Consider the following 11,972-nt stretch of genomic DNA (forward strand, 5'->3'; position numbering starts at 1 on the left):
GGCTGCGTCGCCACCATGATTTTCACGCCATTCGGCGAAAGTCCGATCACCGGCGCCCTCGCAACGCCGCCACGATCGCCTGCGCCAACTCGGGCGACACCGAGCCGAACACGGTCATGCGCGCGCCAGCAATCTCGATCTCAATTCGACCGGAAGTGATATCCGGCGACGCGCTCTGGGGAGGCGTTCGTTCTGCAACCACTGTCACCGGCACGAACATGGCCTGCTGTGCGCCGGCTTGCGCGGATCGTCGAGAGGTCAGCCCGGCTTCGCGGCGCCAGACATTCAGCAAGCCGCGATTGACGCCCCACCGCCGGGCGACGGCCGAGATGTTCACGTCGGGCTCTGCGCTTTCGGCAAGGATCCGCGCTTTCTCTTCGTCGGTCCAATTCCGCCGCTGGCGACGACCGGTGATCACCTCGATCCGCCGGTAGACTCCACCATGCCTAGCTTCATCCATGACTCCAAGCATGGCATCAGCGCAATCTCCAATCATCCCGTTCCACTCCCTGCAGACGAAGGAGCTTATCTCGCGGTCTCAATCAGCAAAGAAAAGGTGGGCTGTTCGTCGCGCTCACAGTTGAACTCCAACCCAGCGCAAGCATTAGAGCTGGTCGGCGCGCCAACGGCGACCTTCTCTAAAGCCGAAATGGCTGAAATGATGCCGGGCGCCAGCATTCCTGTCACCGTCGCCGAGGCTTTCGGCCACGTCTGGGTTGAGGTTTAGATATTGTTCTGCCGAGAAACCATCGAAGCCGGGGAACCTGCCTTCGAAAATGCCATGGACCCGATAGTGCTCAAATCCGGACGGGATGTCCTTGGAGCGGATCGCGGCGAAGATGTCTTCGTGAAACCTGAAGCAGTCGAATTCGTTGAACAACTGGAGTGCCAGCAGCGGGTCCGGCTTTCGTTTCGAATCCTTCTTGAACAATGCCATGACTCAATCCTAAGATGAAAATGAGCGCGTCATATCGCTGCAAATCAGCGTTATCTAGAGTTGTTGTGGAGGTTTTTTCTGTCGCAGCCCTGCGACTAATTCCATCACACGATTGGGTGAGGAGCGGGTTAGCCGATTGACTAAACGGCAAAGCCGCAACCCCGGTTGTGCTGGAGGTGCCGCTTTGGGTGCCAGTTGTGAGGTGCTGTTACGGTGGCGACCGACTACAGATTGCGCCGACCGGGTTAACTCAGCGAATGCTCGCCGACATCATTTAGCTTCGGCAAATCTTTCAAAGCCATTGGTCCAAAGCTGTCAGATCTGCGACTCCCGCGACTCCCTCCATGGAAACAGGGAGTACTTCAGGCAGCGTCCGCGCCAACGTCACATCCCATCATCGAACTCCGCTGCCTGGCCCTGCGCCAGGAATTGCACGAGTGCCGACAGCAATGCTTCCGCACTGGCACTGTCTAGTACCACCTCGATCGTCGTATCGGCCGAAGTTGACAATTCGAAGACCCCCAAAAGTGGGTCACTGGATGCGATGGAAAAGTTGCCAAGAAATTGAGCGCTGATCGTTGTCCCGCCACGCCCCATGAGCGCCCCCTACAGCCTGTCTGTCCATATTACATAAGATGACGCTAAAATATACAGTTTAGGCCAATTGGGAAAGCCGGGACCACAACCCATGATCCGGAGCCGCCGATGAGCGTCATCACTGCTCAGTAGGTTCGGGATGCCAACCCCGCCCATCAAGCGGGGTTTTCACCACAGGAGACCACAATGGACCGCGCGAAATTCTTCGCGGCGGTGCGCTCGCCCTTGTCCATCAGCAAGAAGGCACAAGTGCAGGGCATCGACGCGACCCTCGACGAGGCCGAGCGCCGCGGCACGCCGTTGCCGCACCTGGCCGCAATCCTTGCCGAGGCGCACCACGAGACCGGCGGCGCCATGCAGCCGGTCAGTGAAAACCTGAATCACTCCGCAAAGCGGCTGACCGAAGTCTGGCCGAGCCGATTCCCGACTATTGCCGCGGCGCAGCCTTTCGCCAACAACCCACGCAAGCTGGCCAACAAGGTCTACGGCGGCAGGCTCGGCAACACCGGCGATGACGATTGCTGGCTTTACCGAGGCCGTGGCCTGGCTGACCCGCTTGGCCAATCTCGCTGTCTTGGTGGCCGACCGGCAGGTGGCATAAAGCACCTGCACATCGATCGGCTTGTCGCCCCGTCCGGCAAACAGCCAGTTCCTCGGGCGGGCCAGTCGCCAATAGGTGTGCAGGAGGCACGCAGTCCCGCAGCATAGGCGGTCGTCAGCGCTGTGCGCGCCTTCAGCGGTGGCACCGCTTCAGAAACTGCACGACCTCGTCGGCGCTCAAGATCGCCGGCGCGCGGCGTGCGCGCATAGGCTATCCGCTCGGGGATCTCGGCCCGGTCTAGCGTCACGCCGTAAAAGAACCGTAGCGCGCAAATCGTCTGGTTGAGTGCCGGCCAGGAGGTCCCCTGCGACACACGGTACACCTGGAAAGCGGCACATCCTTCAGCCTCAGCCGCTCCGGCGAGCGGCCGAAACAACGACTGAACTTTGTCACGTTATGCAGGTAGGATCGTTGCGTGGATGGCGACAGGTTGCGAAGCGTCATGTCGTCGATCATGAGGCGGCGCAGCGGTCTCTTGGTCAGGGGTTGGTTGTCAACACCCCAACATCCCATCATTAGAGCCACCAAACACTCACCTCCCGCGGCGGCGGGTTAGTTTAATCCTGAATGTCGTTCGACCTAGCACACTCTCATAGCATTTACCGCTGCCGATGCGAGCACTGGACGGTGCTGCGATGGCGGTGAGCCAGGCCCTTGAACCTGATCCGGATCATGCCGGCGTAGGAACGGCAAGGGCTCGCTGATCCCCCCGTAGCATCTCCGCCGTTCATCTGGATCTCCACTCTGCTGAAATCTGGCGCCCGAATGCGTTTTATATCTTTGTCAAGCTGCTAAAAATGGCTAGGTCAATCTGACAGTCGGCTCGATGAACGGAATGTCAGATCATCCCAAGTATCGTCCTGCTGGGCGCCTTAGGATGCCAGCCAAGGGTTTGCTCGACGCTTGTTGCGCCCTGTAATAGGGGGCAATCGGGATCCACCAGGAACGCCCTCAAAGCCGGGAGCAAAAGCCTTGGTCAGCCCTCATTTCGACGTTAGCGTTATTAGTCGCGGGCAGGGACGCAGCGCTTTAATTTCTGCAGCATACAAGCATCGCGTAAAGATGTACTTTGAACGCGAAGACACTTCTGTGGACTATTCTGAGAGGCATGATCTGTTGCACGAAGAGTTCGCCATTCCCAGTGATGCGCCGCAATGGTTGCGGCTGATAGCCGCTGATCCTTCGGCGGCGCGTGCATCGGAGGCATTTTGGAACCGCGTCGAGAATTTTGAAGAGAGACTGGACGCGCGGCTTGCGAAGGATGTTACACTCGCTCTTCCAATAGAGCTTACGACTGATCAGAACATTGCGTTGGTGCGCGAGTTCGTCCAGGACCATGTGCTGGCAAAGGGCATGGTCGGGGACTGGGTGTACCACGATACTCCCGGAAATCCTCATGCTCATCTTATGACGACTCTCCGGCCGCTTACCCTGAAAGGTTTCGGATCAAAGAAGGTCAAGGTTGTCTCGCCCGACGGAACGCCGCGGCGCAACTCCGACGGCAGAATTGTGTACCGAAATTGGGTAGGCGGGCTCGCGGAATTCAATGCCTTCCGTGACGGTTGGTTCGCCTGCCAAAATCGCCATTTAGCGCTCGCCGGCCTCGACGTTCGGATCGATGGGAGATCCTTCGAGCGACAGGGTATCGATCTTGAGCCGATCATCCGCTTCAGCGCTCAAACAAAGGCAATTGAGCGAAGAATAGAAAGCGAAGAGACATCGGGCTTCTTAAAACCGAAGTCGATTGAGTTGCAAGCAGAGCGGCGCGCAAAGAACGCCCGCCGCATTCATCGTCGGCCGGAAATAGTGCTTGAGCTCATTGCCAGCCAGAAGAGTGTTTTTGACGAACGTGATGTCGCCAAGGTGCTTCATCGCTACATCGACGATGAGACGCTGTTTACGCAAATCCTGGCGCGCATCCTTCAAAGCCCCGAGGCCTTGCGTATCGAAGGTGAGCGAATTGACTTTCGAAGCGGTGCCCGCGTACTGGCCAAATACACGACAAGGAAACTGATCCGGCTTGAAGCTGAAATGGCCAAGTGCGCTGCTTGGCTGGCACATCGAACAACGCACGGCGTTCGCGAAGAGCTGGCGCGATCGATGTTCGCACGCCATTCGCACCTGTCCGAAGAGCAACAGGCTGCGGTCGCCTATGTCACCGGTGAGGCCCGGATTGCTGCAATTGTCGGTCGCGCTGGCGCCGGCAAGACGACGATGATGAAAGTCGCCCGGGAAATTTGGGAGGCAGCCGGGTATCAAGTGGTTGGTGGCGCACTCGCGGGCAAGGCTTCAGAGGGATTGGAGAAGGAAGCAGGCATCTACTCTGCAACACTTTCTTCTTGGGAGCGGCGCTGGGCGAAGGGACGGGACTCTCTCGATGACAAGACAGTTTTCATTCTTGATGAGGCCGGAATGGTCTCTTCGCGGCAAATGGCGTCTCTGATTGAGACCGTCGCTAGGAACGGAGCAAAGCTCGTCTTGGTTGGCGATCCGGATCAGCTCCAGCCGATCGAGGCGGGTGCACCCTTCCGCGCCGTTGTAGAGCGGATCGGCTACTCGGAACTAGAAACTATATACCGCCAACGTAAAAACTGGATGCAGACCGCATCACTGGCCCTGGCTCGCGGACAAGTCTCGGACGCGGTCAGCGCCTACGAAAACCAGGGCAGGATCATCAGCACCGGGCTGAAAGCCGAAGCCGTAGAAAGACTGATCACCGATTGGGATAGCGACTACGATCCCGCAAAAACCACATTGATCCTTGCGCATTTGCGCCGCGACGTTCGAATATTGAACGAGAAGGCGCGAGCGAAATTGGTTGAGCGCGGCATTGTCGGCGAGGGGTCTCCGTATGCCGCGGAAGAGGGAGTGCGGCACTTTGCGCCTGGCGACCAGATCGTCTTCCTGAAAAACGACCGAATGTTAGACGTCAAGAATGGTATGATTGGTCGGGTGCTCGAGGCGGGCACCAATCGCATTGTTGTCGAGGTCGGGGAGCGAGAGCACCGCCGCTCTATAACAGTTGAAAGCCGAACCTACCCAAATATAGATCTTGGTTACGCTACAACGATACACAAGAGCCAGGGTACCACCGTCGATAGCGTAAAGATGCTGGCCTCAATATCACTCGATCGCCACCTCGCCTACGTTGGTATGACGCGGCATCGCGAAGAACTAGCGATCTACTATGGAGCGCGGTCCTTCGAAAAAGCGGGCGGGTTGGTTTCAGTTTTGTCGCGCGCAAACGCAAAGGAATCGACGCTCGACTACACAGATCGTTCCCTCTACAGGCATGCGCTTCGTTTCTCCGAGTCTCGGGGCCTGCATCTGCTGGCTGTAGCACGCACCCTGGTTCGTGACCGCATCGATTGGACTGTCAGGCAAAAGCAGCGTCTCAGCGATCTTGTTCAGAGGCTGGCGGCCGTCGGCCAGAGCATTCGGCTCGGCACGACCTCCGCGCGAATGGGGCAATCGAGTACTGGCGAAGACAAAACTCCGATGCTTGCGGGTATCAAGAGTTTCCCTAAAACTTTTGCAGAAGCAATTGAGGAGAGGCTTGCAATCGACCCAACTCTAAAGAAGCAATGGGAGGAAGTGGGCTCTCGCTTTCAGCTAGTGTACGCTGATCCGCAAAGGGCATTCCGCGCAATTGATTTCGAAGCTATGCTCAAGAACGCAGGCGCTGCCAGTTCTACTCTCGCCAAGATTGCTGTCAGTCCCCAGACATTCGGTGCGCTTAGAGGATTAGGCGGAATGCTGGCTTGGCGGTCGGACAAAAAGGACCGCGAACGCGCTCTGGCTAACGCGGGCGCACTTTCACGGGACCTCGAATGCTATCTCAGGCTGCGTCATCAGGCGGAACGGAAACACCAAGCGGAAGAGCGGACCCTGCGAACGAAGTTGGCCATCGAAATTCCGGCACTGTCGTCACGCGCGATGCAGGCGCTCATGCAAGCACGAGACGCGATTGGCCGCAGTGACGGGCAAACCGCCCTCCAGGGCGTGCATAGCGATAGTAACGTGCGCGCCGAGCTTGAGCGGTTCTCCAAGGCCGTGAGCGAGCGGTTTGGTGAGCGCGCCTTTCTCGGTATCGCGGCGAAAGACGCCAAAGGAGAGCTCTTCAACCAGGTAGCATCCCGGATGACTGAAGCTCAAAAGGCAGATTTGCGGACGGCTTGGAGTGCCTTGCGAACGATACAACAAGTCGCCGCCCACGAGCGAACGGCCCTTGCACTCAAGCAGGCAGAGTCTTTGCGGCAAACCAGGAGGCAAGGGTTGTCTCTCAAGTGAAAGAGCTTTCGCGATTGAGAACACGGTCACGGCGTGCGTCGACCCTGTGTTGCGTCGCTTATCGGACGATAACTTGGACCGTAGGGAGTAGCCTTACCGCGGTGGTGCTTTGGACATTCGACTGAAGGGTGGCCCATTGTCCAACGCCATAAATCACTAGAGTGCTCGGACGAGATCGTGGAGTTTTGAGATGGAGTGCCGCTATGTTTCTTGTCGACCGTGAACTCGAGGCACTCACTGCCTTTCGGCGCGACCTGCACCGGCGGCCGGAGGTTTCGGGCGAGGAGCGGGAGACGGCGGAAACGATCGTGACGGCGTTGGCCGAGACGAGGCCGGATGCGGTGATATCAGGCCTTGGCGGGCATGGGGTGGCGGCAATCTATGAAGGCCGCGAGCCGGGCCCGACCGTCATGGTGCGGGCCGAGCTCGACGGGCTGCCGATCGAGGAGATTTCCGAGATCGCGCATCGCTCTCAAATCAACGGCAAGGGGCATCTTTGCGGCCATGACGGGCACATGACGATCCTGATGGCGCTGGCCAAGGGGCTCGGGCGCGAACGCCCGGTGAGGGGCCGGGCGATCCTGATGTTCCAGCCGGCCGAGGAAAACGGCGCGGGGGCGGCGGCCGTGCTCGCCGATCCAAAATTTTCGACGATCAAGCCGGATCTCGTCTTTTCGCTGCACAATTTTCCGGGATTAAGCTTCGGCCATGCGGCGCTGCGCGGCGGACCGGTCAACTGCGCCTCGCGCGGCATGCGGATTTCGCTGTCCGGCAAGACGGCGCATGCCTCGACGCCGGAGGACGGGATTGCGCCGACCTTTGCTGTTGCTTCGCTGCTTGCCGGCCTGACGGCGCTCGGTAACAACGGGCCGCTCGACGAGACCTATACGCTTGTCACGGTGACGCATGCGCGGCTCGGCGAGGCGGCCTTCGGCATCAGCCCCGGCCATGCCGAGATCTGGGCGACGCTTAGGACACTGACCGACGAACGCATGGCCGGTCTCGTGGCCCGCGCCGAGGCGCTGATCGCCAAGGAGGCCGGTGCTGCGGGGCTGAAGGTTGCGATCGGCTACGAGGACGTGTTCCACCAGTGCAGCAATGCGGAAGCTGCTGTCACCGCGCTCGAGCGGGCCATGGACGAGGAGGGCGTCAGCCATGACAAGGGCGCGGGCGTGCTGCCGATGAAGGGGTCGGAGGATTTCGGCCTTTTCGGGCGGGTGGCGCCAGCGGCGATGTTCTTCCTCGGCGCCGGCGAAAACCATGCGCGCTTGCACAATCCCGATTATGACTTTCCCGACGATCTGATCGGCATCGGTGCCAAGGTGTTCATGCGGGCGATCCGCAACGAACTGGGGTAGAAATGTTATTTTCGAAGCTATTGTGCGAGGCCGCTAATGACCCGAGCGTTGCCAAGTAATCGCGTCAAAATATTCGGTAGTCAGAACCAGATTGAGATGCGCGGTTATAGGTCGAAGCTGAAGGTTCTATCAAGGCGAGTCCGTCCACTTCTAAATCCTTACAGTTCCGCATCGATGATCATTGACGCGACCTGAACGTAACTGGCTCGTATCAGTTTATCAGTCAAGGGCAATAGACAACGAACTGGTCGCTCAAGACTTAGCCCTCAACATTCTTCGCACCTTCTGCGAGAGTTCATCAAGAGTCGCCATAACTCGGTTAATCTGCGAGAGGGTTGCCGATAGCTCTGGGCCATACCTGATTATGAGATACTCTCTGCTTGCGGAAAGAGTTGCCAAGTGCGCCGCCGTCCGTTTGCGCAGAACGAGCCCCGCTTCTACTGCTATTCTTGTCCGCTCGCCAAGATCGTGCTCAAAATCGCGAATCGCCTTATGGTCGAGGCCTTTGGAAAGCAGAAGAGCGTTTAGATAGAGTTCGATCGAATGCAGAGCGAGAAGACGTTGTGGGATGCGGTGGAGTTTAGATAGCCCCTGACCAAGCTCCACGGCAGCGTCTTTGTACTGCGCCGCCAAGTTCATTATGTCCCGGACATTTGCTGTTTCGCCAGGATACGCAAGGCCCATTCAGGTTGCTCTCCAAGATTGAGTGAAAATTCCGTCTGACAGCTTCGTTGTTGATCGCCAGCAGCTTTCATCATTCTGACGGAAGCGGTTGATTTGGTGGTTGGCGACCGTGTTGAGGAACGTGCCCTCGAGTGTGTTTCATCTGCCGCCGTAACAACTCCATAACGTCTTCCAGCCGCTTCAGGTGCGTTCTCCAAGTCGAACAAGATCCTTCAGCATCGTCCGAAGTTCTGGCCAGGGCGGATCTTCGAGCTTCAGGTCGGGATCGTGCATAACGATTAAGCAATGAAGCTTTGCGGTAACTTCTGTCAGCGAAGAGGGGCGTGTGATCCACATAACCCGTCCGGATATCCCTGCTTGCTCCGCGAGCTCCTGTTCCAGAGCGACCGCCGCACTGTATCCCAATCGCTGGTCGGCGTCTTTCCATTGCTTCCTGCGTCGACGAAGTTCGGCTCGTGCCTCGGACAGCCGCTCCGCGTCCAGTTGATTAGCCAGTCGATTAATGCCGGGCAAGGACTGGACGACGATGGGCGGATCGTTTCCAGCAAGCTTCAGCTCGACCACCGGAAAGCCACCCGCGATTTCCAGCATTTCCGCTTCGACCTTTTGCCTAAGGCGCGTCGCTCGCACCCGCTGTTGATGGCAAGCGTACCACCGGGGCCACATTTCCCTTACAGGCGTGGGCCCGCTCGCTCGTCGCTGACCGCCGACTTCCGCGACCTGCGCGTTTAACACGCGTGAAGCAACAGGAAGCAGGTTTCTGCGGTCGATCAGACGGGGCATATTTTCTGCAGCGCCGCCCTGCGGATTTTCTTTTCCACGCATAATTGCAGGCATAGTTCTGCTATTCTCAGAATCAGCCATGATCCAAGCTCTCTAAAGCTAGATTTGGGTCTAGGCCGCTTGTGGTACCTCATACCAGAAACGGCGTGGAACTCGTAACAGGGATACGATAACGAGTAATGCAGTGCACTTCAATAGAAAATCGTATCGGTGTTACGAAATGATGCCGATTCAATGTAAGATGGCGCGCGCAGCGCTGGGTTGGGGCACACGGGATCTAGCGAAAAATGCCGGCGTGTCGCCCGATACAATCGCTAGACTAGAGCGCGGCGAGCGGCTTCGAGAGGCGACCATCGACGTCGTCCGATCGGCTTTTGAGAAAGCTGGTATAGAGTTCATCCCAGAAAACGGTGGCGGCGCCGGTGTCCGCTTTTCCAAACCAAGAGCCTAAATCAAAGGCAACGACGCGATCGAGATTCACGCTGAACCGTCTTAGTGTCGCATTGGAGCGACTTTGCGGCAGCGCCGCTGACCATACTTGTGGCAGCTGCGGACGTGGTGGGGAACACGGTGATGCAATGTTGATCGCCAATAGTTGACATCACCTCCCGCGCTCCCCTAGCTTCCTCCGTTGCCGAGGGGCGCACCTGACGGTGCTGAGACGGCGGCGAGCCAGACCCTTGAACCTGATCCGGATCATACCGGCGGAGGAACGGCAAGGGCCTATCTGGCACATCAGCCGCGTCTCCGCCGTTCATTTGGATCTCCGTCATTTGTTTTTGGGAGATCGTTGGTGCCTGCACAGAGTGTGGAATATTGCGAGGTAGGATTCCGAGAGACGAGCCAACCGATGCCTGGTCTTGATCATTCGGTTTCCTCGCTGATACTTGGAAGCACCCGGCATCTTGAGGGTACCTCTGCTCCCAGGTGGAACCAGCCATGACCGCTATCGCCGTTACCATCGCAGGCTCGGATTCAGGTGGTGGCGCCGGCGTCCAGGCGGATCTTAAGACGTTTTCGGCGCTTGGCGTCTATGGAGCCAGCGTGATTACCGCTGTCACGGCGCAGAACACCCGGGGTGTCACGGCTGTCGAGGATATCTCTCCGGCCGTCGTTGCTGCGCAGTTGGACGCCGTGTTTTCAGATCTCGCCGTTGGTGCAGTGAAAATCGGGATGGTGTCCCGCCAGGAGACCATTGCCGCGATCGCATCCGGCCTGAAGCGCTATCAACAGATGGCAGTCATCGATCCGGTGATGATTGCCACTTCCGGTGACGTCTTGTTGCGCGCGGATGCGATCGCGACGCTCAAGGAGGAGTTGCTGCCGCTTGGCCTCATCGTGACGCCGAACTTGCCCGAAGCGGCGTTGTTGACAGGACGCGCGATTGCGGAGAACGAGGCGGAAATGGCGCGTCAGGCGGAGATGCTTCTGAAGTATGGTGCGCGTGCAGTGCTGATGAAAGGCGGACATGCGAAGGGCGACGAGGCGGTGGATATCCTCTTTAGTGGGGATACACCGTTGCGCTTGGTGCGTCCGCGGGTCGAGACGAGGAACGATCATGGCACCGGCTGCACGCTGTCAGCCGCAATTGCCGCTGGTCTTGCTCGCCAGCAGACGCTTGAAGACGCGGTGGTGGCCGCCAAGACCTATCTGCATGAGGCGCTTGTTGCCGGCGCCGCTTTGAAAATCGGGCAGGGGCGGGGGCCGGTCCATCACTTTCATCGGTGGTGGGGGTCCAGCGGCGATTAATTCCATTCCCGGAGCCTTGTTCATGCTTAGCTTTAGGAAACTAGGCTATTGCATTGTTTAAAGGGCAACAGAATTCCCGGATCGGAAGCCGGAAGCTCGTCGCCTGCAAACACAAGATGAGTAACGGAGGACGCGCGTTTTGGTTCAGGCTACCGCGGCGCTGGCGTGAGCCGGCTGCTCTGCCTTGAGCAGTTTTCGGTAGAGCGCGACATGCTCGCGGCCACAGTCGACATGGCTCATCGGGCGCCTGAGGGTTGCCCGGAGGTTGTCCCAGGATCGCGGCGTACTCAGCACGTCTATAAGCCGATCGGCAAGGTCTTGTGCGCTGCCGGCCCGGAAATGGTAGCCGTCCAGGCGGTCGCGAACTTTCTCGGCCATGCCGCCGATATCTGAACACAGGATCGGTCGGCCGTGATGCAGGGCTTCCTGAATGACGACCGGGGAGTTCTCCCACCAGACCGACGGCATCACCACCCAATCAACCGAGCGCATTAGTCGCGGCATGTCCTGGTTCTGGTAGGCGCCGTAGAAGCGGACGCGGCGGCCGGCATCCTCGATCAGTTTCGCGACGCGGTCCTGATAGTCGGTCGGCTGGCGTTCGAGGTTGCCGCCAAAGATCATCAGCGTCGAATCGTCTCCCCAGATCTCCTCGGGTACGCGCGAAACAGCGTCGATCAGCACATGCACCCCCTTGAAGGGGGTCATCTGACCGAAATAGGCAAATCGGTTACGTCGTGCGATCGGTGCGGGCAACTCACGCGCAGGCGTCTTTTCACCCATGACGATGCCGTTTTCGATCACAAAGATCTTCTCGGCGGCGATGCCCCACTCGACATAGCGATTGGCGAGAAAAGCGCTCGGGGCGATGAAGGCGTCGGCAAGATTCAGCATGCCCCGCACGAATTGCTCGCGGCGGACGAAGCGCGCCACCGGGATTTCGGGGAAGCACGTGTGGCAACTGATCGGCGAGGCG

Annotated in this window: 10 protein-coding genes, 1 pseudogene and 2 riboswitches; of the genes and pseudogenes, 4 read left to right on the plus strand and 7 right to left on the minus strand. The window is 58.6% G+C overall.

Annotated elements, in window-relative coordinates; genetic code table 11:
- Positions 1 to 46 precede the first annotated feature (46 nt).
- The 4 genes and pseudogenes from I8N66_RS32410 to I8N66_RS32425 all read right to left on the minus strand — a co-directional run.
- On the minus strand, positions 47 to 496 hold the full coding sequence (locus tag I8N66_RS32410) for a transposase (RefSeq protein WP_291163117.1): 450 nt from the start codon (positions 494 to 496) through the stop codon (positions 47 to 49).
- Positions 497 to 604: 108 nt separating this feature from the next.
- Entirely contained in the window at positions 605 to 937 is a 333-nt protein-coding gene (locus tag I8N66_RS32415) for a hypothetical protein (RefSeq protein WP_291163120.1), read from the minus strand.
- Positions 938 to 1,321: 384 nt separating this feature from the next.
- Entirely contained in the window at positions 1,322 to 1,447 is a 126-nt protein-coding gene (locus I8N66_RS32420) for a hypothetical protein (protein ID WP_291163123.1), read from the minus strand.
- A 633-nt stretch (positions 1,448 to 2,080) separates the two neighbouring features.
- Positions 2,081 to 2,648, minus strand: a pseudogene (locus I8N66_RS32425) (phage integrase N-terminal SAM-like domain-containing protein); the annotation flags it as partial.
- An 88-nt stretch (positions 2,649 to 2,736) separates the two neighbouring features.
- A riboswitch (TPP riboswitch) is annotated at positions 2,737 to 2,839 on the plus strand.
- A 268-nt stretch (positions 2,840 to 3,107) separates the two neighbouring features.
- Between I8N66_RS32425 and traA the strand changes: the two are divergent.
- Together traA and I8N66_RS32435 are read left to right on the plus strand one after the other, a co-directional pair.
- Positions 3,108 to 6,425, plus strand: a complete 3,318-nt coding sequence (gene traA / locus I8N66_RS32430) for a Ti-type conjugative transfer relaxase TraA (protein WP_291163126.1) — start codon at positions 3,108 to 3,110, stop codon at positions 6,423 to 6,425.
- 203 nt (positions 6,426 to 6,628) lie between these two features.
- Positions 6,629 to 7,783 carry an amidohydrolase gene (locus tag I8N66_RS32435; RefSeq protein WP_291163129.1) on the plus strand — a complete coding sequence of 385 codons (1,155 nt, stop codon included), beginning with the start codon at positions 6,629 to 6,631 and terminating at the stop codon, positions 7,781 to 7,783.
- Between the two features lie 252 nt (positions 7,784 to 8,035).
- On the opposite strand, the gene I8N66_RS32440 is transcribed toward I8N66_RS32435, so the two are convergent.
- A complete protein-coding gene (locus I8N66_RS32440) occupies positions 8,036 to 8,467 on the minus strand; it encodes a hypothetical protein (protein ID WP_291163132.1) in 432 nt (143 codons plus the stop codon).
- Positions 8,468 to 8,647: 180 nt separating this feature from the next.
- Positions 8,648 to 9,331 carry a hypothetical protein gene (locus I8N66_RS32445; protein ID WP_291163135.1) on the minus strand — a complete coding sequence of 228 codons (684 nt, stop codon included), beginning with the start codon at positions 9,329 to 9,331 and terminating at the stop codon, positions 8,648 to 8,650.
- A 139-nt stretch (positions 9,332 to 9,470) separates the two neighbouring features.
- Here I8N66_RS32445 and I8N66_RS32450 point away from each other — a divergent pair, with 139 nt between their 5' ends.
- Positions 9,471 to 9,701: a helix-turn-helix transcriptional regulator gene (locus I8N66_RS32450; protein WP_291163138.1), complete on the plus strand. Its 231-nt coding sequence runs from the start codon at positions 9,471 to 9,473 to the stop codon at positions 9,699 to 9,701.
- Positions 9,702 to 9,877: 176 nt separating this feature from the next.
- Positions 9,878 to 9,980, plus strand: a riboswitch (TPP riboswitch).
- 209 nt (positions 9,981 to 10,189) lie between these two features.
- Entirely contained in the window at positions 10,190 to 10,999 is an 810-nt protein-coding gene (gene thiD / locus I8N66_RS32455) for a bifunctional hydroxymethylpyrimidine kinase/phosphomethylpyrimidine kinase (protein WP_291163141.1), read from the plus strand.
- 144 nt (positions 11,000 to 11,143) lie between these two features.
- Here thiD and I8N66_RS32460 read toward each other — a convergent pair.
- Positions 11,144 to 11,972 (minus strand): glycosyltransferase family 4 protein (locus tag I8N66_RS32460; protein ID WP_291163144.1); only part of this gene is annotated, 829 nt, incomplete at its 5' end.

The sequence above is a fragment of the Ensifer sp. SSB1 genome (genome assembly GCF_016652895.1).
Classification (GTDB): domain Bacteria; phylum Pseudomonadota; class Alphaproteobacteria; order Rhizobiales; family Rhizobiaceae; genus Ensifer.

Excerpts from the sequence above, each read along its gene's own strand:
- thiD (WP_291163141.1), top strand. The coding sequence starts at position 10,190 with ATGACCGCTATCGCCGTTACCATCGCAGGCTCGGATTCAGGTGGTGGC.
- I8N66_RS32440 (WP_291163132.1), bottom strand. The coding sequence starts at position 8,467 with ATGGGCCTTGCGTATCCTGGCGAAACAGCAAATGTCCGGGACATAATG.
- I8N66_RS32410 (WP_291163117.1), bottom strand. The coding sequence starts at position 496 with ATGATTGGAGATTGCGCTGATGCCATGCTTGGAGTCATGGATGAAGCT.
- I8N66_RS32435 (WP_291163129.1), top strand. The coding sequence starts at position 6,629 with ATGTTTCTTGTCGACCGTGAACTCGAGGCACTCACTGCCTTTCGGCGC.
- I8N66_RS32445 (WP_291163135.1), bottom strand. The coding sequence starts at position 9,331 with ATGGCTGATTCTGAGAATAGCAGAACTATGCCTGCAATTATGCGTGGA.
- I8N66_RS32415 (WP_291163120.1), bottom strand. The coding sequence starts at position 937 with ATGGCATTGTTCAAGAAGGATTCGAAACGAAAGCCGGACCCGCTGCTG.
- I8N66_RS32450 (WP_291163138.1), top strand. The coding sequence starts at position 9,471 with ATGATGCCGATTCAATGTAAGATGGCGCGCGCAGCGCTGGGTTGGGGC.